Source organism: Aliivibrio thorii (assembly GCF_057368585.1).
The window spans coordinates 1,634,290-1,659,508 of sequence record NZ_CM170654.1; the positions used below are offsets into that span (position 1 = coordinate 1,634,290).

Annotated in this window: 19 protein-coding genes; 3 read left to right on the forward strand and 16 right to left on the reverse strand. The window is 39.7% G+C overall.

Going from position 1 to position 25,219, the window contains the following annotated elements:
- Positions 1–186: 186 nt before the first annotated feature.
- A complete protein-coding gene (locus AC2IP4_RS07405; protein ID WP_105054605.1) occupies positions 187–1,359 on the forward strand; it encodes an aromatic amino acid transport family protein in 1,173 nt (390 codons plus the stop codon).
- A 179-nt stretch (positions 1,360–1,538) separates the two neighbouring features.
- Positions 1,539–2,456: a DUF3943 domain-containing protein gene (locus AC2IP4_RS07410; RefSeq protein ID WP_375322336.1), complete on the forward strand. Its 918-nt coding sequence runs from the start codon at positions 1,539–1,541 to the stop codon at positions 2,454–2,456.
- Between the two features lie 161 nt (positions 2,457–2,617).
- Here the strand turns inward: AC2IP4_RS07410 and AC2IP4_RS07415 are convergent, their stop codons facing one another.
- The 13 genes from AC2IP4_RS07415 to AC2IP4_RS07475 form a co-directional block, all read right to left on the reverse strand.
- Positions 2,618–3,004 (reverse strand): hypothetical protein, encoded by a 387-nt coding sequence (locus tag AC2IP4_RS07415; protein WP_375322335.1) that lies wholly within the window; start codon positions 3,002–3,004, stop codon positions 2,618–2,620.
- A 203-nt stretch (positions 3,005–3,207) separates the two neighbouring features.
- Positions 3,208–3,861 (reverse strand): MBL fold metallo-hydrolase, encoded by a 654-nt coding sequence (locus AC2IP4_RS07420; RefSeq protein ID WP_375322334.1) that lies wholly within the window; start codon positions 3,859–3,861, stop codon positions 3,208–3,210.
- A gap of 98 nt (positions 3,862–3,959) precedes the next feature.
- Positions 3,960–5,069: a DUF1513 domain-containing protein gene (locus AC2IP4_RS07425; RefSeq protein ID WP_486310142.1), complete on the reverse strand. Its 1,110-nt coding sequence runs from the start codon at positions 5,067–5,069 to the stop codon at positions 3,960–3,962.
- On the reverse strand, positions 5,050–6,069 hold the full coding sequence (locus tag AC2IP4_RS07430; RefSeq protein ID WP_486310143.1) for an imelysin family protein: 1,020 nt from the start codon (positions 6,067–6,069) through the stop codon (positions 5,050–5,052). The genes AC2IP4_RS07425 and AC2IP4_RS07430 overlap by 20 nt, the downstream gene beginning before the upstream one ends.
- A gap of 10 nt (positions 6,070–6,079) precedes the next feature.
- Complete coding sequence (locus AC2IP4_RS07435) at positions 6,080–7,489, reverse strand: di-heme oxidoreductase family protein (RefSeq protein WP_375322331.1); 1,410 nt, start codon at positions 7,487–7,489, stop codon at positions 6,080–6,082.
- 180 nt (positions 7,490–7,669) lie between these two features.
- A complete protein-coding gene (locus AC2IP4_RS07440; RefSeq protein ID WP_486310144.1) occupies positions 7,670–8,923 on the reverse strand; it encodes an imelysin family protein in 1,254 nt (417 codons plus the stop codon).
- 218 nt (positions 8,924–9,141) lie between these two features.
- Positions 9,142–9,738 carry a GTP cyclohydrolase II gene (locus AC2IP4_RS07445; RefSeq protein WP_375322329.1) on the reverse strand — a complete coding sequence of 199 codons (597 nt, stop codon included), beginning with the start codon at positions 9,736–9,738 and terminating at the stop codon, positions 9,142–9,144.
- A gap of 221 nt (positions 9,739–9,959) precedes the next feature.
- Entirely contained in the window at positions 9,960–11,105 is a 1,146-nt protein-coding gene (gene yiaY / locus AC2IP4_RS07450) for an L-threonine dehydrogenase (RefSeq protein WP_375322328.1), read from the reverse strand.
- Positions 11,106–11,302: 197 nt separating this feature from the next.
- On the reverse strand, positions 11,303–12,019 hold the full coding sequence (locus AC2IP4_RS07455) for a M48 family metallopeptidase (RefSeq protein WP_486310145.1): 717 nt from the start codon (positions 12,017–12,019) through the stop codon (positions 11,303–11,305).
- Position 12,020: 1 nt separating this feature from the next.
- Positions 12,021–15,239 carry a type I restriction endonuclease subunit R gene (locus AC2IP4_RS07460; RefSeq protein WP_486310146.1) on the reverse strand — a complete coding sequence of 1,073 codons (3,219 nt, stop codon included), beginning with the start codon at positions 15,237–15,239 and terminating at the stop codon, positions 12,021–12,023.
- A gap of 124 nt (positions 15,240–15,363) precedes the next feature.
- Positions 15,364–16,626, reverse strand: coding sequence for a restriction endonuclease subunit S (locus tag AC2IP4_RS07465; RefSeq protein WP_486307228.1), 1,263 nt, complete (start codon positions 16,624–16,626; stop codon positions 15,364–15,366).
- Positions 16,619–18,382 carry a type I restriction-modification system subunit M gene (locus AC2IP4_RS07470; protein ID WP_486307227.1) on the reverse strand — a complete coding sequence of 588 codons (1,764 nt, stop codon included), beginning with the start codon at positions 18,380–18,382 and terminating at the stop codon, positions 16,619–16,621. Before AC2IP4_RS07470 ends, AC2IP4_RS07465 begins: the two co-directional genes overlap by 8 nt.
- 198 nt (positions 18,383–18,580) lie before the next feature.
- Entirely contained in the window at positions 18,581–18,931 is a 351-nt protein-coding gene (locus tag AC2IP4_RS07475) for a hypothetical protein (protein ID WP_375322323.1), read from the reverse strand.
- A 154-nt stretch (positions 18,932–19,085) separates the two neighbouring features.
- On the opposite strand from AC2IP4_RS07475, the gene AC2IP4_RS07480 reads away from it, so the two are divergent.
- Complete coding sequence (locus tag AC2IP4_RS07480; RefSeq protein ID WP_486307226.1) at positions 19,086–20,276, forward strand: cystathionine beta-lyase; 1,191 nt, start codon at positions 19,086–19,088, stop codon at positions 20,274–20,276.
- Positions 20,277–20,387: 111 nt separating this feature from the next.
- On the opposite strand, the gene AC2IP4_RS07485 is transcribed toward AC2IP4_RS07480, so the two are convergent.
- From AC2IP4_RS07485 to AC2IP4_RS07495, 3 genes are all read right to left on the reverse strand, one after another.
- Positions 20,388–20,750, reverse strand: a complete 363-nt coding sequence (locus AC2IP4_RS07485; protein WP_371413442.1) for a DUF2750 domain-containing protein — start codon at positions 20,748–20,750, stop codon at positions 20,388–20,390.
- Between the two features lie 311 nt (positions 20,751–21,061).
- The gene (locus AC2IP4_RS07490; RefSeq protein WP_375322321.1) at positions 21,062–24,139 is read right to left on the reverse strand and encodes an efflux RND transporter permease subunit; all 3,078 of its coding nucleotides are present in this window, start codon (positions 24,137–24,139) and stop codon (positions 21,062–21,064) included.
- Positions 24,136–25,218, reverse strand: a complete 1,083-nt coding sequence (locus AC2IP4_RS07495) for an efflux RND transporter periplasmic adaptor subunit (protein ID WP_486307225.1) — start codon at positions 25,216–25,218, stop codon at positions 24,136–24,138. Before AC2IP4_RS07495 ends, AC2IP4_RS07490 begins: the two co-directional genes overlap by 4 nt.
- Between the last annotated feature and the right edge of the window lies 1 nt (position 25,219).

The following is a 25,219-nucleotide window of genomic DNA, read 5'->3' on the forward strand; positions in this document are numbered from 1 at the left end:
CGATTTAAAAAACCCATCTACTTCCAATTATAGTGAATATTCTAGCCATAAACCAATGTAAATAATAACTTACACTTAGTGTAATTTAAATTATACAAATAATTGAATTTAAATTCGATACGGCGTACATTTACATCATTGAAAAAAGCACTCAGTTTGAACTGATTTAGTATAGAAGATGTATAAATGAAGACAAAAGTTCTCGGAAGCTCTCTAATTATCGCAGGAACCACTATTGGTGCAGGAATGCTCGCTTTACCTCTTGTATCTGCTAGTTTAGGTTTCTTTACAGCAAGTCTACTCATGATTGGAATATGGGCAATCATGAGTTACACCAGCTTGTTGATGCTAGAAGTTCATCAGTACGGACAACGAAGTGCTACATTACATAGTCTTGCTCTTCAATTTCTAGGTAAAAATGGGCAACGAATTGCTACTTTTTCAATGTTATTTCTTTTTTATGCGTTATGTGCGGCTTATATCGCCGGTGGCAGCGAGCAATTCCATTCAAAAATTAATATCATCTCACCTTTTGAATTATCTAAAACTGGTTCAACTATTCTCTTCACTGTAATAGTTGCCATTGTTATTGCATTGGGAACAAAAACAGTTGATGTGATTAATCGTGGTTTATTTACATTAAAGCTAATCATGCTGGTATCAATTCTGTTTTTCTTGACTCCGAATATTACTGGCGAATACTTGATGTCACTTCCTGTTCATCAAGGTGTATTTATTACTGCGCTCCCTGTAATTTTCACGTCTTTTGGCTTTCATGGAAGCATTCCAGCTATCGTTAATTACCTTGATTTAGATATCAAAAAAATCAAAACAAGTTTACTCATTGGCTCTTCGCTTCCTTTGGTTATCTATTTATTTTGGCAAGGCATTACTTTAGGTCAGCTTTCTCAATCTGAATTTGAGCAAATTAACGGATTAAATCAATTTATTACAACCATTCAACAATCAATTGACCATCAGTTTATTCAATTGGCTTTATCTTTATTCGCTGATTTAGCACTATTAACTTCATTTATTGGAGTCAGCTTGGGTCTATTTGAATTTCTGAGAGATTCGTCAAAACAATGGCAGAAATCATCAGTAATTACTGCTTTATTAACCTACATTCCACCTTTAATGTTTGCTTTATTTTACCCGCAAGGTTTTATTACTGCACTAGGCTACGCAGCAATAGCTCTTGTGATATTGGCTCTATTTTTACCTGTGGCTCTGGTTATTTCAGCACGAAGAACACACAAAGAACCTGGATATACTGTGGCAGGTGGTAACCCCGCTTTGGTTATTGTTTTAATTTTTGGCTTAATCATTATTGGTAGTCAGTTATTCAGTTCTCTTTAATAAGTTCCACCCACAACAATTGAACTAAATGCACATATTATAAACCTCTGTATTTAAGGCCTATTTATCTCTTCGAATGAGGAATAAAGAGGCCTTTTTTTACTTTTATGTTTTGCTTTTCTCAATTAATAGTAGATAATTGTGATCTAGCTCAGTATTTAATTGATTAAGGACTTTCTGTGAAAAAACAAGCAATAGCCAGTTTGCTTTTAGGTTGTGCAGCGTCAACACACGTGTACGCACTCGATACTAATAGCGCTTATAACATGGAATATAAAAATGATTGTTCTACAAACATTTATTCTAGCTATTGTTCAAATGCCACTTTTAACTTTTCTCCAATGAGATTAGACGATGATACGACGCCATCAAAAGTAGCAGAAACAGATGCTTTTTCTACAGATACTCCACTGCCTCATTACTTACGCGTATCTGATGAGCGTGATTGGGATTATCTATTAGAGCAGTCTTATACCATTCTTGGTTTAAGTGTTGCGACAGTAGGTTTAATGACATTTTTACCAGAAAGCATTACAAAATGGGATTCTGAAGACTCAAGTCTCAAAGGGCTTGGTAGCAAATGGAAAGATAATGTTAGTGCAGGCCCTGTTTGGGATAAAGATGAACATTTCTTAAATTACGTTATGCACCCTTACTTTGGCGGTGTTTACTATACTGCTGCTCGTCATGCTGGCTTTAACGAGTTCGAATCTTTCTTATACTCTACGACTATGTCTACCTTCTTTTGGGAGTATGGCGTAGAGGCATTCGCTGAAGTGCCATCAATTCAAGATTTATTTGTTACTCCATTCTTTGGTGCTGTTGTTGGTGAGTTAATGCTACAACAAGAACGAAGTATTACCGAAAATGGTGGTGAAGTAATGGGCTCTGAAGCACTTGGTAGCTTTAGTCTATTCTTCTTAAACCCTGTAGGCCATATACACTATTGGGTGACAGATGCATGGGGTGGTGATACAGAAGTTAACCTAGCGTACAATGCATGGTTCAGTAATGGTGATGCTGCACAATTTGCTTATGATGCAGGCATGCCTTACACTGACCAATTTGTTGGACTTGAAGTTAAATTAAAGTTCTAAACATATAGACGGTCAAAAAAAGACATCCTAAGCGATGTCTTTTTTTATATCTGAATTTACCCTAACCCGATTTTATACCAATGTTCGCTAAGCTAAATATAGATACAAAAAAACCGAGACAATCTCGGCTTTTTTGTATCTTAAAGCTACTTACTAAAACATTAAGCTGCTTTGTAAATTACTTTATTACCAGCAAGTTGTTCACGTACAACAAGGTTTTCTTCAACTAGCTTTTTCAAACCACCTGTAGCCCATGCTGCCGCTTTTGCTTCTTCTTGACCAGCTGCTACGCCAATCTCTTTTGAATTGATACCTTCAGGATTCTGGCAAACAATATCAAATACAGTCTGTTGCTTTGGTGTAAGAGCAATGTCTGTTGCTATTACTGCGGCTTTAGGCGCTGCTGCAACTACTGCTTCCACTTTTTTCTCAACTGGTTTAGCTACTTTTGCAGGCTTAGCTGCTTTTTTCACTTCAGTTTTTGGTGCAGTTGCTTTAATGCGTTTATGCAGCTTAGACTGTACTTTACGTTTGTGAGCAATTTTCATGAAACTTAAACTCCGTTGCGCTATCTCTATTTTTCAAGCAAAATACGCTCAAAATGATAGCGGAAAAAAGATGTCAATTCCTAAAGTGAAACTCAAATAGTTGTATTGGAATTGGCGAAGCGCGTTTTATACCAAAAAACGCGCAATATTTATAGGGATGCTGGCACTGTATGGCGAAAAGTACGGCACTTTTGCCAAATTTCTTACCAAAAAGGCATTTCATCCGCAACAAACGGGTTTGTTTTACGTTCATATCCAAATGTAGATTCAGGGCCATGCCCTGGTACAAATTTCATGTTATTACCCAAAGGCCACAATTTTGTTTTAATTGAAGAAATAAGTGTCTCGTAATCCCCTTTAGGGAAATCAGATCGACCAATCGCTCCTTTAAACAATACATCACCAACAAAAGCCATCTCTGCTTCTTGGTTAAACAATACGACATGACCTGGTGTATGGCCCGGAGTATGCAACACATGTAATACTTGATTACCAAATTCAACAATATCGCCTTCATTTAGCCATTGAGTTGGTTCAAACGCATCAGTATGTGGAAAACCAAAACGTTGGCTCTGATTTGGGAGACTCTGTAGCCAAAAATCATCTTCTTTATGAGGACCAATGATTGGTGCTCCTGTTAATGCAGCTAAAGACTCAGTTCCACCCACATGGTCTAAGTGACCATGAGTTAAGACTAGCTTAACGATGTCTACATTTAATACTTCAATGGCTTGCATTAGTAAGCTAACATCACCACCAGGATCAATAACAACGCCTTTCATGGTTTCGTCACACCACACAATTGAACAGTTTTGCTCATAAGAAGTCACTGGAATAATTTGATATTGTAAACTCATAACTTTCTCTTCCTAAATTAATTACACTAAGAATACCACGGCTATTATTTTAGGGGAATGTCGATATATCTTCGTCGGCCTTTAAGGTTAATCCACTATTAAATTTGACTCCAATGGTTATCCCACATCACATTGGTTTGGTGACTGACGACCTCTCCTTTTTCCGTTCTATTAATCACCTTGCCAGTGCCTGAACTTATATGCCACTGAGGTAAATCACTACCATTACTATTCACCACGACGCCAGAAGCATCTGCTAGCGAAGCTATCTCAACTAACTGAGTGGTTTTTAAATTCCAAACACCATAACAATTACCTCTTGGGGACGTCGCTACAACGTGCTCTCCCAATACTGCAATACTTGCAATGTAATGATTAAACCTAAGCCACTCTTCTGGCTCTGCCGTTAATAATTGCAATGGTTCACCACGGCGATGTACAGCGACTAATGGAACGCCATCTTCGGCTTCTCCTCTATATTGTTGCCCACACAATACCCGTCCGTCATCGGTTAAAGATAAATGACGAATACTTAGTTTATGATCAGGAAGACCAACGCTCTCTAATACTTCACCTGTTTTAGTGGATAAATAAACCAAAGCGGGAGCCATTGATTCCAAATTAACAGGAATTCTCCCTTTAGTATGAACACCACCAACACCAATCGCTAACGTTGAGTCATCAATTCGGATCACTTCATGCGGCCCAATACCAAAATCAGTAAACTCATTTATTTTCGTTAAACGAGTACCTTGCAACTGATAAACCCCAATAATCCCTTTGCTTGTTTCTTTCTCTCCCTCTGTTGTGTACAACGTAAGCCCATCAGAAGAGAAAACACCATGTCCATAAAAGTAACGATTAGGCATTGCCGCTGTGATAGAATAACTCTGACCTGTTTTAATATTAAACAGCTGCATGTAATTTCCAGGGCGACGAGCAAAAGCAACGGCCAGCTCACCACTAGGAGAAATAGCAACACCATGTCCTCTCTCGGGTAAAGGAATCGTGTAAATAGGATAACCTTCACTATCTGCAACCACTGCTCCAAAGTGACCATTAGCTGTTCTAGAGCAAGAAATCAAAGAGGCTTTTTTATCTTTATATTGAGAAGAAGAGCAGCCTGATAGCCAAGGAGAAAACACCGCAACTCCAAACGTTCCTTTTAATAATATTCGTCGCTGATTATCAATCTCCATCGGTTGCATTAAACCCTATCGCAATGTTTAATTCGATCGCTACTTCTTCGTGAATTAAATATTTCAAATATTCCAGTTTATTATACAAAGCAAGTGTATTTTGGTAACCGGATTTAGTTTGTAGCGCAGCAAACAATGACGGCGATTCAGGCCAAGTCTCTAGCGTTGAATTCAAATGATCTTCAATTCTTTCTGCCAGATCATTATGCCCTTCTTGGCGTAAGTAATTATCTAACCCTACGCCATTTGCCAAATACAGTTCATGCATCGCCATTACATTATATTTAAGCCAAGTGAGTGACGTTTCTGAGCGCCACGACTCAGAAAAATAAGGCCGAGACTGCCCTATTTTTGCTAATGGGCGACTGAGTTTTTTCATACTGTAATCAAGCTGATTAGCAAGCAAAGCTATATACTCGTTAAGCCACATGGTTTCATCTAGTTGTGACCATGGGTTCACCTGCCATGCTTGGGCTATTTTTTTCGTATTCATCGCCAAATTTTCAGTAATCGCTTGACCTAATTGACACGATTCTACTTTTGGCAACGTCGATGCTGTATCAAATAACAACCACTCTACTGCGCCTAAACCTTGAGTCGTAACACTCTGCTGTTGAATCAACTCATTATTCCAAGTTTGATCTTTTTTCAACAGTTGAGACATTTTTCGCCCAGTGGTGTTTTTCTTATCAGGCCAAAATTGAATATTCCAATTTAATGAGAGCGCGGCTTCTGGCCCTCTCTCTTGACCTTGCAATGCCATCCACGATTGCATGGTCTGTTTCCATTGCATAACAACCGTTTCTTTTGCTATTTGATTCGTACAATACCCTTTAAAACTCTCAGCCAATCGTTGACTAGATTCAACTAAACGTTGAGCAGATTGTTGTTCAATATAATAAACATGGTCAATCATACTTATGGAGTGAGGAACTTGATTAGCCTCATTCGTACTTTGGCAGGCTGTAAGAAAAATAGTACTGCTTAACAATAAATAGATAGTTTTCATGACAACTCCCTTACAGCGAATCTAAAAATGCTAATAACGCATTACGATCTTGAGTTGATAATTGAACGACTTTATCGCGCGCTTGTTGTGCTTCACCACCGTGCCATAAAACAGCTTCTAATACATTTCGAGCTCTACCATCATGCAGCATCTCAGTATGGCCATTCACTTCTTGCGTGTAACCAAGCCCCCATAACGGTGATGTTCGCCACTCTTGACCATTAGCCAAAAACTCTGGTCTATTATCGGCAAGACCCTCTCCCATATCATGGAGTAACATGTCCGTATAAGGATGAATTAACTGATTAGATAACGCTGGTCTGTCTTCAATTTTTGCCGTCTTGATATTCGTTTTATGACAACTTTCACAGCCAATCTCTTTAAATAGTCGTTGGCCTTGAATGACTTGAGGATCTTTCGTATTTCGGCGAATAGGCACAGCTAAATGCTGTGAATAGAATTCGACAAAATTTAAGATCTTATCACTCACTTCTGGTGTTCCACCATGAGGCAGTTTTTCACAAATAGTTTGCGCTTGGGTGCAATCATCTTTAGGAAACATATTACTGGTTAAACCTAAATCACCATTAAACGCTGCGGCATTCTGTTGCATTAGTGTTGGCTGTCCTGCCTTCCAACCAAAACGACCTAAAGCTAATTCATTTGCTTCCGCGTCCCATACACGGTTAGCTTTGCCTGAAATACCGTTATTATCTTGTTTCTGTTGCTCAGAAAAACCTAAAATCGTTGATTCAGGGATAGATTCTAATAGCCCTAAACCAATCATTGGCGGAGCGATACGAGCAGACATCAATACATTCTCAGACATATCACCATAAGCTAACTCTCTAATAGTTAACTTAGGCTTTCGCAATGTGACAACGTCACCATCAGAAAGAGTGATTGTTTGTGTTGTATAGCTAATATGGATTTGTCCTTCAGGCTTTGCACCAGAGAGTGAAAAATCTTGTAGCTGTCCACCATAAATTGGCTCAGGGATAATCCCTTCAAGGATTACACGTTTTTTCTGTTCAGGTGTTAATGCCGGAATACTTAAGCGCACCAACATAGAAACTGCATTAGTGTCGCCTTCTCTTGGTGCATGGCCACGTCCATCTTTAATATGGCAATTCTGACAACCATTAGTGTTAAACAGAGGCCCTAAACCATCTCTAGCATCAGTAGAGGCCGGTGCTTGTACCCAAGGATTACGAAAAAAACTGTTTCCAACACTAAAGTCGAGGCGTTTACTCATTGGTAGGTTTGCTGCAGGTAAAGAAAACGCATTTTGGCCTTCTTTTTTCACGCTTGTTTTTCCACCAGAGGGGATGTTCATAGAAACAGTATCTACGTCAGCAGAAAAAACAGAAAAAGAGAGTGGTAATAGTAAAGCAACTGCTCCAAGCATTACTGAATTCATGATATCTAACATCCTGATAATCATTAATATTATTCTTATCGCTTGCCTAATACTGGCATTATTTATATTTGTTTTATTTCGATAAGATCAATTATTAGAAAATAAAAGAGCTCAATCACTGTCTCGGGGGGGAGAAGTGATTGAGCTAATAGCTATTTTTATTGCGTTTTTTTCTTAGAATTAAAATTCATGATCCGCGGTATCTGGATTTAGACTCGTAATACCAATGACGTTTGCAGCACGTTCGATTGACGCAGTTTGCAATACAAGCGACATGATTGATTTATTTACTAATGCATTACCCGCCGCATTATCTGATGCAATCAACTGATCGAAATGTTGATTATCTTTTTCAGCCGCTGATACTAACGTACCGACTTGAGTGCGCGTTGCATCAAATTGTTGTTTAATTTCTTTGGCTGCTTTTTTATCTTCTTTAGCAACCAGATCATGGATGCTTGGACCTGATAATAAAGAACCATCAACACGAGTATAAGTACCTGTGTAAACGTTATAGATACCTTGCTCATTATAATAATGAGAATTGTGTGTATTATCAGAGAAGCAATCGTGCTCATCTTCTGTAGAGTTAGCTTCTAATGCTACTTTCATACGCTCACCAGCTAGCTCACCAAGAGATAATGAACCCATACCAAATAACATCTTACGTAAACCTTGAGTTGATGACTCAGATAGCAGTTCAGCTCTGTAGTTTTTCTCACCTTCTTTCCACTGCTTTTCCATCCAAGACAAATCTTTAATTAACAGTTCAGAAGCTGATTTTAAGTACTCCGCACGACGCTCACAATTACCGTTCGTACATGCCGAGCCAATAACATAATCGGTATATGGGCGTTCACCAGCACCGGCCTTGGTACCATTTAGATCTTGGCCCCACACTAGAAACTCAATCGCATGATAACCTGTAGCTACATTTGCCTCAGAACCACCGAGTTCATTAAGATCCGCTAACTTGTCTACTTCAATATTTTTTACATCAAGAGTTTCTGAGCCAATTTTGATTGAAGTAGAAGCAACGATATTTGCTTTAGCGCCATCGTTACCTAATTCATATTGGTAATCATCAGCCACATAATCAATTAAGCCTTCATCTAATGGCCATGCATTTAGTTGCCCTTCCCAATCATCAACAATCGCATTACCAAAACGGAATACCTCTGATTGCTGATAAGGTACTCGCGCTGCTTTCCATGCAGTTTTAACACTTTGTAAGCCTTTCTCAGATGGGTTATTCAAAAAAGTATGAATGGCTTTATCAAGTTGCTGAGCTGTCGTTAGTGAATCACTGTATACCGCATGAGCAATATCTGCATAATGTTCAACAACTTCTGTTTGAGTCGCGGCATAAGAAAAAGTAGGCAAAATAAAGAGTGATGCTGTAACGATGTTTCGAGCAAATTTGACGTGGTTCATAAATCGTCCTTGTTGAGCAAATGAGTAGAATATGTAAATCATTAACCAGATCTTGTAAGGTTTTATTAATGATATTTATTTTTATTTGCGTAATATACCCAAAACAAATAGAAATGCAAATATTTATCATTTAGATTAGCGGTGATATTGCAGATATAAAAAAGCCCCATTCAATAATGAGGCTCTATGTATAATTGCCAGTACTTCTCGATTTTCTATCAATCTAAATCAAGTTTATGACCGTGCTCTGCTTTAGATTGCAAATATCCTTCATTGCCTTTTTTTACATGAACGTGCGTATTAAGCACTTCATCTAATTCAATCCCATAATCCTGAATATCTTGTATTTTTTTAGGATTATTAGTCACTAATTTTATTTTCGTGATCCCAAGAGCATTAAGCATTTGTGCTGCTTCTTTAAAATCACGTAAGTCATCCCCAAAACCAAGATGATTGTTTGCTTCATAAGTATTCATACCTTGGCTCTGAAGCTCGTATGCATCTAATTTATTATATAAGCCAATGCCGCGTCCCTCTTGGCGAAGGTATAAAATAATACCGCCACTCTCAGACATACGATTTATAGTCTCTTCTAATTGCTCGCCGCAGTCGCAACGTGATGAATGAAACACATCACCGGTTAAACATTCTGAATGCATACGAACTAAAGGCGTAACTTGAGTTTTATCTGCTTGCTTAAATACGACAGCAACGTGTTCTTTTTCAGTCTCTAACCCTTCAAACGAGAGCATTTCTGCTGGGATATTACTTTGTTGTCCTACCATTAACTCTATACGGGCTCTTACGTCTGCCATGCTGATTTACTGCCTTTTTCAATGAGAAGAGTAGACCTTCTACGATTTAATCAGATAAAAAGATCATAAGCATAGCTAGTAAAAATGAAAGACGCAAAAAAAAGCCTAACAAATGTTAGACCTTTATTAATAAATTACTTATTTATACTAATAACATCAATCAAGTGCTCAATTATTACGCAGAGAAGCAACATAAGAGCAAGGTGATTTTAAGATTTATGCTACATTGCCGCTTTAAAAATGCTCACAATCTCTTCATGAGTTGCTTGTTTTGGGTTTGTAAAACCACAAGCGTCTTTCAATGCGTTTTCAGCTAGGGTATCAAAATCTTCTTCTTTAGCATTTAGTTCAGTCAAACCAGAAGGAATACCAACATCTTTTGATAATTGTTTAATCGCTTCTAATGCCGCTTGAGCACCTTCTTCGTTTGTCATGCCTTCTACATTGACACCCATTGCTTCTGCAACGTCTTTTAAGCGCTCAGGACAAACTTTAGCATTGTAGCTTTGTACGTGAGGAAGAAGAATCGCATTACATACACCGTGTGGAAGATCATAGAAACCACCTAGTTGGTGCGCCATTGCATGAACATAACCTAGAGAAGCATTGTTAAACGCCATACCCGCCATGAACTGTGCGTAAGCCATTTGCTCACGTGCTTCAATATTCTGACCATCAGAAACGGCAGTACGCAAATGTGCTTGGATTAATTCCATCGCTTTAATCGCAACAGCGTCTGTAATTGGCGTTGCTGCAATAGATACATACGCTTCAATCGCATGCGTTAATGCATCCATACCTGTTGCTGCGGTTAGTGATGCAGGTTTAGCAAGCATTAACTCAGGATCATTTACCGACATTAATGGCGTTGTGTGTTTATCAACAATAGCCATTTTAATATGACGAGCTTCATCAGTAATAATACAGAAACGTGTCATTTCAGATGCCGTACCTGCCGTTGTATTAATAGCAACTAACGGCATTTGTGGTTTAGGTGATTGATCTACACCTTCATAGTCAGCAATTTCACCCCCATTAGCGGCAACTAAAGCGATGCCTTTCGCACAATCGTGTGGAGAGCCACCACCAAGCGAAATAACAAGATCACACTGATTTTCTTGTAGGATTTTAAGGCCTGCTTTTACGTTACCAATCGTTGGATTTGGTTGTGTTCCATCGAACACAGCAACGTCTACACCGCGCTCAGCTAATAGATCAGACACCTGCTTAACCATACCAATTGCAACTAGCACATTATCAGTAACGATTAACGCTTTTTTGTAGCCTTGAGATTTAATGCTGTCCATTGCTTCTGTAAGACAACCTGCACCCATTAAGTTTACTGTAGGGATAAAAAATGCACTCATAACCAACTCCATTAGTATTTATATAAATTTTAAGAACTGCTTATGTTGTAACATTGATGAGGATAATAACTTTTTGATCTAAGACAAAAAATGAAACAGGTTTATTTTATTGCAATAAAACTGTGAAGTAGAGCATTTACACTAATGCGTAGGATCACATAAAAAAACGCCAATTTATTGATAATAAAAACAATAGATTAAACAATTAACTGGTGCCCGTTCTCTTTAAGCCATTTTTTACACTCTTGAAAATCTGGCATTACTCGTTCGACTTCTTTCCAAAACTGAGGTGAATGATCGTGATGAATGAGATGGCACAATTCATGAATCACCACATAATCCACTACGCGATTTGGCGCTTGCATAATTAACCAATTAAACTCTAAATCCCCGTAAGGCGTACAACTTCCCCAGCGGCTTTTAAACTCTTTAATACGAATAACCGCGGTTTCAACCTCTACCATCGGCGCATAGCGGTGAACTTTTTCACGAATTTTCTTTTCAGCATTCCGCTTATACCAATTCACCAAAGCGCGATTAATATACTGCGGTTGATGTTTAGGTTCAGGCACGGTGACCAAAATGCGCCCTGCGACCAATTTGGTTTGAGTCAGCTCACCCGCCACTACTTTTAAACGATAATTTCGCCCAAGGTAAGGGAAAGCTTCACCCGACACATACTCTCTCGTATTCGTTGGTGTCGCATGCTGATTTAACGCGAGCTTTTCGATAATCCACGCGTGCTTATCTGTAATTACCTTTTCTATGCGATCAAGATCGAGCCTTCTTGGTACAACAACAGTGACCTTTCCCTCTTCCACTTTAATGGACGCGGTTTTTCTGCGAGAAGTGCGCTCAATGTAAACGCAATAACTTTCTCGCTGGATCAGCTCTGTCTTTTTCTCTTTTGCCATGCTACTTATTTCCAAACTTGGTTTTCGCCAAGTCCATAAAGCGATCTTGTAGAACCGTCACCAAGGCCTTATCACCAAAGGATTGGTCAAGCACAGCACGTTTGATCTCTTTCTTCATGCGTTTTATTTCATCTTGCTTATTGAAGAAATCGACAATTTCCGTTGCTTCATCAAGCATAACCACTAACGCTTGGGTTACCGCTTTGATCTCATCATGGATAGATTCGGCAATCACATCGCCATCACTGACATTGGTGACTTCAGCGATAAGAATATTGTAAAAAGCGAACTCCGTTTCAGACAAACCGACATCTTGCGCCGCTTGTTGATACTGTGACCCAATATCCCCTCTCATTTCTAACATTAACTCAAGCTGCTGTGCCCATTTGCCTGCGGTTTTTTCGATAATGTCACGCAAGCGTAAACTCAACGAACGGTAATATTCTGGGTCTTCATCCAAATTAATCGTAATGTGGTGCTTAATGGCACTTTCTATTTCAGAGGCTTTTGATTCATCTGATTTAATCGCTGTAATGCTTTCTTTAAAATTAGCTGCTAACAAATCAATCGGTGCGATTTTTGGATCAACACCTGTACTAAGAATATGCTCATCCACCAATTGACGCACTTTGGCACCAATCTCGCTCATATCTAGCCCTTCGTCTCGAAATTTGCTTTTTGAGGCGTTGTGGATCTTGCCTAATAACTTCATATCAGGAATAAACGGAGCCGCTTCGGCATCAGGCAAGATAACGTTTAATTGCTTGGCAAACTGCTTAAATGCCATGTCAAATTGCGCTCGCACCGTTTCATCTTTTAATACTAAAACGTAATCATCAATATCGTCACTCGGTTTGCCATTTTTAAGGACTTGCTTAAAGAACGACATGGCACGCGTATGCTTGGCTTTCAGCTTTGGTATTTCATCTTTTAAGCTTTGATACGAACCTTCTATATCATCGCTGCTGAACAACTCTAACGCCTCTGTAAGATGGGTCGCTAAGCCATGATAATCCACCACGTAACCACACTCTTTGCCTTTATAAGTTCGGTTCACACGAGCAATGGCTTGCATTAAGGTGTGATCTTGCAGCTTTCTGTCGATGTACATCACTTGGGCAATAGGCGCATCAAAGCCCGTTAACAGCATGTCTTTGACTATCAAAAAAGCGGTGTTATTAAACTTTTTATTTGTCTCTTCAGTGCCTTGTTTATCGATACCAAAAGGTTTTTTAAAATTAGCGATAACCTTCTTTTGATGCACTTTATCTGTGTATTGAGAGAGGTACTTTTCATCATTGTGATCGCCAGAGATAATCACCTCTGAGTGAGGTGCACCTAATTCATCTAAGGTCTTTTTAAAGATAGCCGCCGCATGACGACTACCCACCACGATCATTGCTTTAAAGCCATCAGGACGAATATGTTCTTTGTAGTGTTTGATTAAATCGATACACACCCAACGAATACGAGCAGGCGCTTCACGAACCGCCTTTTCTACACCGTATTTTCTTTTGATCTCACGTTGTTCTTCTTCAGTGTATTCACCAAAGTATTCTTCAAACAGCTTATCGAGTGAATCACCTGCGACTTCCGATTTCACTTCACGGCCTTCATAAAGCAATTTAACCGTTGCACCATCTTCTACCGCTTGGTTGATTTTGTATTCATCGATGTAACCACCAAACGCTTGACTCATTTTTTGAGTTTTCAGCAATGGTGTTCCTGTAAAACCAATTTTAGGCGCATTCGGTAACGCGGCATTAATCGTCATTGCCAAACCACCAAATTGGGTTCGGTGCGCTTCATCAGCCAAGACAATGATTTTGTCACTTGGGTTTAAATCAACAAAACCTTCGGCTACCGTTTTTTGCTTCTCTTGTTCTTTTTCAAGATCGGCAAATTTTTGCACCATCGCGGTCACAAGATCAGAGCTGTCTTTCTTTAGTAATTCTTTTAATTCTGCCACTGAACCTGCGTTATACACCGTCTCACCCTGCGCATCACGGAAGGTATTTGATAGCTGCTCATCAAGCTGAGTTCGGTCGGTAATAAACACTAATTTGTACTGTTTTAATTCTTCATCACGACGCATTTTTACAGCAAGCATCACCATGGTCAGCGATTTACCACTGCCTTGTGTATGCCAAACCACGCCACTTCTTTCTTTTCGATCCTTGCCTGATTTCAAGCGTTCAATCACTTTATTAACTGCACGATATTGCTGATAACGCGCCACTTTTTTAATTAAGCGACCATCATCAGTTTCAAATAAAATGAAGTTTTGCAGAATATCGAGAAAGTTTGAAATACTGAACATGCCCGCCAATAAACGCTGTTGCGCGGTAACTTCGGTTAATACCTCGTAACTTGCTGCTGGCTCGGCGGCTTGTTGCCACTCATCATGCCCTGCTGAGTTATCTTCACTCTCGTCTAACGCATCATCAGGGATTTGAACCGTAATAGCAGAACGAAGTGGGACGATATTATCGCGTAATAACTGTTGTGCTAATTGTGCATCAGAAAAAGGATACGCGTCTTTCCAATCACCATAATGCTGACTGTTTGAGCTGATGGTGCCCACTTTGGCTTGATCTCGGCAAGTCGATACCATGAGTTGGTTATACCAAAACAGTTTTTCAGCCCCTTCGTGATCATCGGTATGACGTAGATTCGCGTAACGGCGTAATTGATTAATGCCATCACTCATCGGCGCGGAGATATATGGTGATTTACACTCAATCACGGCGAGTGGAATGCCATTAACAAAGCAGACAATATCTGGAATGATGCTTTGGTTTGCGCCTTCTACTTTAAATTGGTTGGTACATAAGAATTCGTTGTTGCTTGGGGTTTCAAAATCAACCAGTTTAACCGTCTGCCCTTTTCGCCCTTTGCCTAAGTCTTGCTCTACTGAGAGATAATTAACCATGGTTTGATAGAAGGCGTGGTTATATTCCATTAAGGCGGCGAAATTGGGGTGCGTAACTTCACGAGAGACTTTGCGAAGGTTCTCGTCGCTTATCCACGGGTTAATGCGTTTAATCGCAGCTTCAAGGCGTTTGACTAACACCACATCACGCAGGTAAGTACGCTCAGGAACACCATCGGCACAGGCATAATCTGGCGACAGTTGTTTGCCTTGAATATAAGTCCACCCTAGTTGAACCAACTGAGCAATGGCAGGGGCTTCTACTTTATTGAATTCGTTATTTTTCATGTACCTAGCCTGATTTTTTCATCACTATTATTATGTCCCGACTTGGGGGGTGACTTAGGGGGTGACTTGGGGGGTCATTGATAATAATCACCAATGACCCAAGGTGTAATTGACGCTAATGTGGTTATTCGCTGTCTACCTTTACTCGTACTTTGCCTGTTAGGAGATCTTGCATAAGGGCTTTTTTAGTATCTGTGATTTTCAATAATCTCTTACGCTTCATTGCTATCGCTTGATCAACTGAATCTAAAGATTTAACAATTGTCTGCATTTCACCTGATGGTGGTAATGCGATTAGAGTATTTCTTATTGCCGTTAAATTAAGTCCAGCCTTTGCCCCTGCATCATTATTTGCTGTAAATTGCTTTTGAGACTCTTCAAATGATAAAAAATGACCTATCCATCGAGAAATATTTTTATCTTTTAATCTAACTAAAGATACATGCTGATTAACATATGCTTCACCAATATCGTCATTAGCAACTGCTATCACACCTAAATCAGCTGTAATAGAAATTAACACATCTCCTGTTTGAACTAATGTTCTTTTACCTTCAGCTGAATTCGGAGGTGTAACAAAAATGGTATCTTTGAACCTGAAATTAATGTGTTCACGCGTTAAATTACCGATACGAATAAAAATAGCACCTGACTTTGAATAATACTGAGCCCAGCCACGTGAACCACTAGTGACAAAAGAAGCTAATGTACCTAGTAGTTCAACCTCCCACGGCTTCGGAATCCTGCCCACTGGCGACTCTTTAAACTCCGTATGTGGTTTTCCATCTACACCGACACCGCGCGTTAGTAGCTCTTGCATCATGCCTGTTTTTAGGTCTTTGAGCTTATTAATTTGCGCCTGTGTTTTTTCTATCACTTCATCGACTGAGGTGAGAATAGAGGCGATTTTTTGTTGTTCTGGAAGTGGTGGGTAAGTTAACTGAATACCTTTTAAAGTTGTCGATGATATCTCAGAAAAGGTACTACCTGCCGATAATTTTTCTAATTCTGGTTTTATCCACGATATATGCTGATATAGATATTCATTATTTATACTCTCTCTACATTGTAAAGATTGAAAACCCTGATTAGTAGTTACAGGAATTGTATTTATAGCAACATAGCCAATACTTGCACGGCTAGTCATTAAAACAGTTCCTTTCGGATGTAATTTCGCAGAACTTTTATTTAGCCCTAGATCAGTAATCTTTTCTTTCGTCTTTGTAATATATCTACTTTTTAAAGAAGTTACTTCTGTTGGAGAAACCCATGGAATATCCCCTCCCCAATATTCAGGTTTAGCTCTCTCTGGTGTACCACCACCAACAATATTACAAATATCCGATAATTTATTTACACTCCACCCTTCAGGCACAAACTCACTCATAACCCAACTCCTTTAAGTAACCTTGCATTACTTGTTCGGCTTCGGTCACTTGTGCATCTAACTCATGCAGAGATACTTGGTATTTGTCCCACCAGTGTTCTAATTGGCTGATGATCTTCGCATCAACATCACCGACCGCTTCTTCAACAACCGCTCGGATCTGCTCTTTGCTTTCAATGCTTGGTTTGAATGCATAATAGTCGTTGTCTTTTTTATCACTTTTTATATCAAAGACGGCCGACACATCAAAGCCGTTTAACATCTCCTCTTGAATGTATTCGTCATTTACTTCACGCATTGGAATGCCACCGTGAAGGATCGCACGAACATCAAAGATCTCCGCCGGAGGTGACGTATCGGCATAACGGCGAATATTGAGGTTAAAATCGTTCTCAGCAATTTCAGATAATGGCACCACACGCGCATAACGCTTAATATCACACTGGCTTTCAAACGAGTGGTTTTCAAAGGTGGCGACAATTTTAGCGATGTCTTCTGGGCGCAGTTTGTTTTGGTTTTTGCCCTCTGCAAATTCCAATTCACCATTAATGAACAACACCTTGCCTTTACGTGCGCTTGATTTGTTTTTATTGATGATAAGCAAACACGCAGGAATGCCCGTACCGTAGAATAACCCTGATGGTAAGCCCACCACGGCTTCTAATAAATCGTCTTCTAAAATCCCTTGGCGGATCGCCTTTTCACTTGAGCCACGGAATAACACCCCATGAGGCATAACCACGCCTACCATGCCTTCGCTGTTGGTGCTGGCGATCATGTGTTGTACAAAAGCTAAATCACCTGCGTCTTTTGGTGGTGTGCCGTAAGGGAAACGTCCAAAACCGTCGTTATCACACTCGTCTTTACCCCACTTTTTCAATGAGAACGGAGGGTTGGCAATAACGCGGTCAAAGCTCATTAGCTCGCCGCCTTCGGTGTGCTGTGGGTCACGCAGTGTATCGCCTTTACGAATATCGGCATTTTGTACGCCATGTAAGAACATGTTCATCTTACAAATTGCCCATGTGTTCAAGTTCATCTCTTGACCATACAGTGACAAGTTCGCGGCATTTTCACCCTGCTTTTCTAATTGGTTACGTGTTTGAACAAGCATGCCGCCCGACCCTGATGTTGGATCGTAAATACGCATTCCTGCATGGGGCTTTAATAACTCAACCAATAGCTGAACCACTTCACTTGGGGTATAAAACTCGCCGCCTTTTTTGCCTGCGCTATCGGCAAACATTTTAATCAGGTATTCGTAAGCCGTACCCAGTAAATCAGGACGCTCAAAATCTTCATTACGTAAGCGATGCTTATTGAAATGCGACAGTAAATCTTGCAGCTTTTTATCTGACAGTTTGTTTTTGATGTTGAAGTCAATCGTCACTAACACGCCTTCTAGCGTCGAGTTGTATTCTTCGATTGATTCTGTCGCTTTGTTTAGCGTTTCACCAATGTTGTGCTTTAAATCTTTAAGTGCTGACCAACGGGCATTTTCTGGGATAAAAAAGGTACTGTCGTATTCGTCTTCATCATTAGCAAGATCTTCAGCTTGAGCCTGAGTTTTGCCTTTGTCGAGGTAGTATTGAATGACTTTTTCTTGAGATTCTTCAAAGGCATCCGATAGGCGCTTTAAAAACATCATGCCGAAGATGTAATCTTTAAATTCAGACGCATCCATGTTGCCACGAAGAATGTCGGCGGTTTCCCATAAGAAGGATTCGAGCTGTTGAAGAGATAGCTTGTTAGTCATGCAATAGAGCCTAATTAATATAAAAGGTAACGTGTATCAAGTAACACGTCTATTCAAACGAATTGATATGTGGTGGATTTTACGAGGTTATGCCGTTGGGGGCAATCGAACCGTCAGATAAACGTAGACAATAGATAAGAAAAAAGCCAACGAATCAATTCATTGGCTTTTGGAAGTCATGGAATAACTAAACTGCGATTAAGAACGCTTTGGCTGCTGGTACGTTTTACCTGCTGCTTGATACGTTTCTTTTTGCTTCATATCGAACATTGCGTAGAAGAACCAAGCGATGAATTTAATAACGTCATCACCTTCGTTCATGATCCACTCTGCAAGCTCTTGTGCTTCGCCATTTTCATCTTCATCATTAAATACGTGATAAATACGTTGCTCGCCTTCAACTTCAGCAAGACGGAATTGACCCGCTAGCGATTGTGCCGCTTCAACGATGTCTTGGTCTTCACTCGTTTTTAATGCTTCTAGCACTTGAGGAAGATTTTCTTTTTGGCATAGTTCTTTAACTAGTGTTTCAAATTCATTCTGTTGCATTTTAATTTAACTCTTTTAGTCAACATGTCATCTAGATAGCGCAATTTTAGCAGTAATTAAAATTTATTCGACAGGAATTCGTTTTAATCCTTGATATTTCGCCTTCACTTTGGCTTTATGGAGGTATTATTTACTTATAATTGAATGGATTCAGATGTCAGATAAATTAGAGACCAAATACGTCACTGCTGGTCGTAGCAAAAAATGGACAAAAGGCGTAGTAAACCCTCCTGTTCAACGCGCTTCTACCGTGGTATTTAATACCGTTGCTAAAAAAACGCACGCCATGATTAACCGCGCAAAACAAACGCTTTTTTATGGCCGTCGTGGCACAGAAACTCACTTTGCATTTCAAGATGCGATGGTTGAACTTGAAGGTGGCGCAGGTTGTGCCCTTTATCCTTGCGGTACGGCTGCGATTGCCAATGCTATTTTATGTTTTGTAAAAACCGGCGATCATATTTTAATGGTCGATGGCTGCTATGAACCGACTCGTGATTACTGTGACACCATATTGAAGAAAATGGGCATTGAAACTACCTATTACGATCCAATGATTGGTGAAGGCATTCGTGATTTAATTAAACCAAATACGACGGTGCTATTCACTGAATCCCCTTGTTCTATCACGATGGAAGTTCAAGACGTTCCGCTACTTGCTCGTATCGCGCATGAATCCGACATTGTCGTTATGCTTGATAATACATGGGCTGCGGGGGTGAACTTCTCGCCGTTTGATCATGGTGTTGATATTTCGATTCAAGCGGCAACTAAATACATTGTCGGTCACTCTGATGTGATGCTTGGTACCGCAGTAGCGAACGAAAAGCATTGGGATCAACTGCGTGAACAAAGCTATTTAATGGGCCAGTGTATTTCACCTGATGACGCCTATTTAGCGATGCGTGGTTTACGCACTATGGGCGTTCGTCTAAAACAGCACGAAGCAAGCAGCATTAAAGTGGCTAAGTGGCTTGAGCAGCATCCACTGGTTGATCACGTTCGTCACCCTGCACTTGAAAGCTGCCCGGGCAATGAGTTTTATCAACGTGATTTTAAAGGCTGTAATGGCTTGTTCTCTTTTGTGCTAAAACAATCTGATAGCAAAGCGACAACGGCCCTGCTTGATGGCATGAGTCATTTTAGTATGGGTTATTCTTGGGGTGGGTTTGAAAGCTTGATCTTAGCGAATGAACCAAAAAGCTTTAATGCGTTAAGAACGGTGGCTCATCCTCACTTTGAAGGGACTTTGATCCGCGTGCATATTGGCCTAGAAGATGTCGATGATTTGATTGAAGATTTAGAGCAAGGTTTAGCTCGATATCAAGAGATGTTATCTGCTTAATTCAGTTTATATCGTTTTTACTTACAAAAATGGCGACTACAGTTTTAAAAGATATCTGTTAGTCGCCATTTTTTATATCTGTCTATATTTAATATTACTTCTGATAAAAAATTAACGCTTTCTTTCTTGTTTTGTTAATTCAAAATCAAACTCGTCAGGGAACAATACTTGCCCTTCTTCATTTTGATTAGGGAATACAACAACCGCTAATTCATCATCTTCAAGACCTGTCGTCCAACGACTATGCCATTTGTTTAATGAAATAGACTCGGCTTTACATACATCCCATTCGCCTGTTGCCCATGCCTCTGCAAACTCTTTATTTGGCCATACAGGAACGCAATCTTCTTCTTCGGTATTCAACATCACACAACCGTGTTCATCAGTCAAAATCCAAATTTCACGATTAGCGACAACTTCTTTCATAAAGTAAGTAAAACGCTCTTCTTCATGAGAATTTACGATTTTGTCCATTGCTTGTTGATCTAATTGGCTCATTTACTGTTCCTAATATGTGGACTGCATTTGTATTATACCAATCTACATAAGTATTTGATCATTCTTGCTTGTTAAAATCGATTATATCTGCGTTATAAATTTTGTAATTAGAACCACTAGTTACTGCAATTTATGCCTTGCTCTAATCAATTTTTCCTACGCAATTATCTGAACAACTACTTATCCAGAATGGTATTATCCAGATTGATACAGATAGAATATCACAAAAAAAGCCCATACTAGATATTCTAATATGGGCTTTTGAACATTTATTCTATGCGTCTATTTTAGTATTCGACGACTTTAATTTTATGGAACATGCGGTACAGCACAGGAACCACAATCAAGGTCAGTACGGTTGCAAAACCTAAACCAAACATAATAGTTACGGCCATTGGTTTGAAGAAGGTATCTGGCAATAGTGGGATCATACCTAGAATCGTAGTGATCGCCGCCATACAAACCGGACGAACACGACTCAATGCGGCATCGACTACTGCATGATACGGTTCTTTTCCTGAGTGTATTTCTATCTCAATTTGATCAAGCAGTACGATGCCGTTTTTCAACAGCATGCCACTTAAACTCAAGAAGCCAAGTAGTGCCATAAAGCCAAATGGGGTATTAAGCAAGAGTAGACCACTGGTTACGCCAATCAGTGCTAATGGCACGGTTAACCAAACAATCACCGACTCTTTCACACTATTAAACAAGAACACTGTCACTAAGAACATGAACAGGTAACCCATTGGCATAGTTTGGAATAATGACGCTTGAGCATCACGAGACGATTCATACTCACCGCCCCACTCCAAGCTGTAACCTGTTGGGAAATCAATCGCTTCAATTTGTGGTTGTAAACGTTTTTGTAATGTTGCGGCTGTTTCTTCACCAAGGATATCTGGATCTGCCATTACGGTTAACATACGTTTACGGTTTTTACGCACGATCAGTGGATCTTCCCAAATTACGTCATAACCCAATACTACTTGTTGTAGTGGAATGTATTGTGACAGCGCTGGGCTCCAGATCTTCATGCCTTCAATAGTGCTAATATCTACACGTTCATTTTCAGGTAATCGAGTAACGATTGGCATTAATGTTGTGCCATCACGATACACACCGATCGCTTTACCAGAGAACGCCATTTCAAGCAGATCATTGACATCAGTTTTTGAAATACCATAACGACGAGCTTGGCTCTCATTAAATTGAGGTTCAATCACTTTAGTACGTTCACGCCAGTCATGACGAACGTTTGTTGCACCAGAATCGTTATGCATCACTTCAATAACTTGCGCTGCTAAACCTCGAAGTATTGTCGGATCTGCACCTACAATTCGAGCCTCAACTTTCGCACCACCACCTGGCCCTAATTCAATTTGTTTCAATTTATATTGAATTTGAGGGTAGTTAGCTTCAATGTGCTGACGGAACTTCGCCATTAAATCAGGTAAAGCTTGGTAATCATCAACCCTTGTCATGATTTCACCATACGCGGCATAACTTTTTTCTGGCGCGTAAGTCAGCATAAATCGCTGCAGACCTTTGCCTGCTGTCGTGGTTACGTGATCAATATGCTGTTGATCTAAGATCCACTCTTCTAACTCTTTTAATGTGTCGTTAGTTGAACGAATATCCGTCCCTTCAGGCATCCATACATCCACCATAAAGATTGGGGTTGTAGAAGATGGGAAGAAAGACTGTTTAACTTTAGTAAAACCGTACAAACTCCCCCCTAAAGCGACAACCAAAATAATCATGGTCGCTATCGAATAACGCATACAAAACTCAAGAAAACGCTTGTAGACAACGAAGATCATACCGTTATATGGGTCTTTTTCTTCAATACTTTCGTCTTCATTCTGAACCGTCTCTTTAAAGAAAAGAGAAGCAAAGAAAGGGGTTAATGAGATCGCGGTAAACCAACTTAGCATTAAGGAGATTAATAATACCGTAAATAATGTCCCACAATACTCACCCGTAGCATCATCAGATAAACCAATTGGCGCAAACGCGGTGACCGCGATAACGGTCGCACCAAGCAATGGCCATTTAGTCTGCGTAACAATATCGGTAGCGGCTTGCAATCGTGTTCGCCCTTTTTGCATACCAATGAGTATGCCTTCGACCACCACAATGGCATTATCTACCAACATCCCTAAGGCAATAACCAATGCTCCCAGTGAAATACGTTGTAAGTCGATTGCGAAGTACTTCATAAAGACAAAAGTACCCGATACGGTTAGTAACAGGATAAGTCCAATCAATAAGCCTGAGCGAACTCCCATAAAGAACAGTAGTACAATAATTACGATAGCAACGGCTTGACCAAGACTAACAACAAAGCCACTAACGGATTTATCGACTTCTTTCGGTTGACTGTATATCTCTGAAATATCAATGCCAATTGGCTGTTGTTCTTTCAGCTCTAGCATTCGCTGATCAACCAGTTTCCCGATCTCTACAACGTTAACGCCTGCGCTAAATGAAACACCCATGTTCAGTGCAAAGTTACCATTAAAGTTAACTAAATTACTTGGTACTTCAACATAACCACGTTTTACTTCTGCAATATCTTTTAGATAAATAAGCCCTTGAGCACCACCTTCTGTAATGATTAAGTCACCGAGTTGAGCGACGTCTTCAAACTCACCTGTTGGGTGTATTTGAATGTATTCAGAACCAATTTTTACCGCACCAGCACTAGACACTGTATTTTGATTTGATAATAGGTTGTATAAGGTTTGAGGTGAAATACCAAGACTGGTCATACGTTTTAATGACGCTTCAATAAAGACTTGTTCTTGTTGAACACCAGACACTGAGACTTTACTTACACCATCAACTAATTCTAATTCACGTCGAAGGTAATCCACATAATCAAGTAGCTCTTTATATGAATATCCTTGGCCGGTTACAGCCAAAAGTACCCCATAAACATCACCAAAATCATCAATAACAGACGGTTCACCAACCCCCGGAGGTAATTGACGTTTTAAATCATTGACCTTACGACGCAGTTCATCCCAAATTTGTGGTAAATCATCAGGGCCATAGTTATTTTTCATGGTGACGGTAATTTGAGATAACCCACGACTTGAAATTGAATTAACCTCATCAACATAGGTTAATTGTTGAATCGCCTTCTCTATTGGATAAGTAACTTCCTCTTCCACTTGCTCTGGCGTTGCTCCTGGATAGTTGGTGACAACCATTGCGTCTTTAATCGTAAAAGCAGGATCTTCTAAACGTCCTAAACCAAAAAATGCTGAAGTTCCACCAATCATAAAGATCAAAGTCAGCATCCAGCTGATGACTTTATTTTGTATAAAGTAAGCCGCTATTCCCTTTTCTTTACTCATGATTTGTCCTCCGCGTTAATGATATTTACTTCCATGCCATCACTTAAGCGCGATACCCCTTTAATCACAATTTGGTCACCTGTTGAAACACCATCAACAATTTTTAACCCTGTTGATGTGGCTTTTGTCGTAGTCACTTTTTGCTTCTTAACTTTATTATTTTCATCCACAATCCATACGTACTTATGATTCCTATCAATATCATCTCCATCCTGGTTGAAAACGGCTTCGATAGGGATCACCATGCCGAACTGATTGGAAATACTTAAATCATTTTGATCGGCTGTCACCTCTACTGCCATACCGTCTAAAATAAATTTATCTTTTGGCATTGGCATGGTGAGCGTCACTAGGTAAGCACCTGACTCTGGGTCTGGCTCTGTTGTGTATTCTTTAACTTTCGCTTGATGAGTACTTCCATCATCAAGACGAACGGTGGTTTTTATTAGATCAATCTCCCCTTGATTCGGCTGTTTTGCATATAGCTTATCAGGGACTTGAACCGTTATATCAACAGAGTCACGATTATGGATATTCACAATTTGTTGTCCAACTTGAATGTTTTCAAATTGCTCAACACTCACTCGTGAAATGATCCCATCAATCGGCGCTTTTAATTCTGTAAAACTTAAACGAAGTTTCGTTAGTTCTAAATCTGCCAATGCAATTTGTCGCTGCGCTGCTAATTCATCGAACTGCGATTTTGCAAGTAAACCTTTATCAACTAGGGGCTTTGAACGTCGATATTGACTGTTTGCTACGTTATATCGAGCTCGAGCATTATCCACATCAATGTTGTAATCAGTTTTATCTAAAACAGCCAACACTTGACCTTTTTTCACCGTTTCACCCGCTTTTACGTTGAGTTCTGTTATTTCACCAGAAAGACGAAAGCTAAGATGGGAGCGATCTGCCGCTGTTGCTACTGCTGGAAGGTAAAGACGATCACTTGCTAAACTGGAGTCCATTGTTTTTGTAAGGACATTTGGCGCTTTCATTACTGTATCAATAGATTCAGGATTACAAGCGGTAAGTAATAACGTGGTAAAAAGTAAAGAAAATCTCATTAATCTTTGCATT

Coding starts and splice junctions, on each gene's coding strand:
- AC2IP4_RS07405 (WP_105054605.1), top strand. CDS start 187: ATGAAGACAAAAGTTCTCGGAAGCTCTCTAATTATCGCAGGAACCACT.
- AC2IP4_RS07415 (WP_375322335.1), bottom strand. CDS start 3,004: ATGAAAATTGCTCACAAACGTAAAGTACAGTCTAAGCTGCATAAACGC.
- AC2IP4_RS07420 (WP_375322334.1), bottom strand. CDS start 3,861: ATGAGTTTACAATATCAAATTATTCCAGTGACTTCTTATGAGCAAAAC.
- AC2IP4_RS07425 (WP_486310142.1), bottom strand. CDS start 5,069: ATGCAACCGATGGAGATTGATAATCAGCGACGAATATTATTAAAAGGA.
- AC2IP4_RS07430 (WP_486310143.1), bottom strand. CDS start 6,069: ATGAAAACTATCTATTTATTGTTAAGCAGTACTATTTTTCTTACAGCC.
- AC2IP4_RS07435 (WP_375322331.1), bottom strand. CDS start 7,489: ATGAATTCAGTAATGCTTGGAGCAGTTGCTTTACTATTACCACTCTCT.
- AC2IP4_RS07440 (WP_486310144.1), bottom strand. CDS start 8,923: ATGAACCACGTCAAATTTGCTCGAAACATCGTTACAGCATCACTCTTT.
- AC2IP4_RS07445 (WP_375322329.1), bottom strand. CDS start 9,738: ATGGCAGACGTAAGAGCCCGTATAGAGTTAATGGTAGGACAACAAAGT.
- yiaY (WP_375322328.1), bottom strand. CDS start 11,105: ATGAGTGCATTTTTTATCCCTACAGTAAACTTAATGGGTGCAGGTTGT.
- AC2IP4_RS07455 (WP_486310145.1), bottom strand. CDS start 12,019: ATGGCAAAAGAGAAAAAGACAGAGCTGATCCAGCGAGAAAGTTATTGC.
- AC2IP4_RS07460 (WP_486310146.1), bottom strand. CDS start 15,239: ATGAAAAATAACGAATTCAATAAAGTAGAAGCCCCTGCCATTGCTCAG.
- AC2IP4_RS07465 (WP_486307228.1), bottom strand. CDS start 16,626: ATGAGTGAGTTTGTGCCTGAAGGGTGGAGTGTAAATAAATTATCGGAT.
- AC2IP4_RS07470 (WP_486307227.1), bottom strand. CDS start 18,382: ATGACTAACAAGCTATCTCTTCAACAGCTCGAATCCTTCTTATGGGAA.
- AC2IP4_RS07475 (WP_375322323.1), bottom strand. CDS start 18,931: ATGCAACAGAATGAATTTGAAACACTAGTTAAAGAACTATGCCAAAAA.
- AC2IP4_RS07480 (WP_486307226.1), top strand. CDS start 19,086: ATGTCAGATAAATTAGAGACCAAATACGTCACTGCTGGTCGTAGCAAA.
- AC2IP4_RS07485 (WP_371413442.1), bottom strand. CDS start 20,750: ATGGACAAAATCGTAAATTCTCATGAAGAAGAGCGTTTTACTTACTTT.
- AC2IP4_RS07490 (WP_375322321.1), bottom strand. CDS start 24,139: ATGAGTAAAGAAAAGGGAATAGCGGCTTACTTTATACAAAATAAAGTC.
- AC2IP4_RS07495 (WP_486307225.1), bottom strand. CDS start 25,218: ATGCAAAGATTAATGAGATTTTCTTTACTTTTTACCACGTTATTACTT.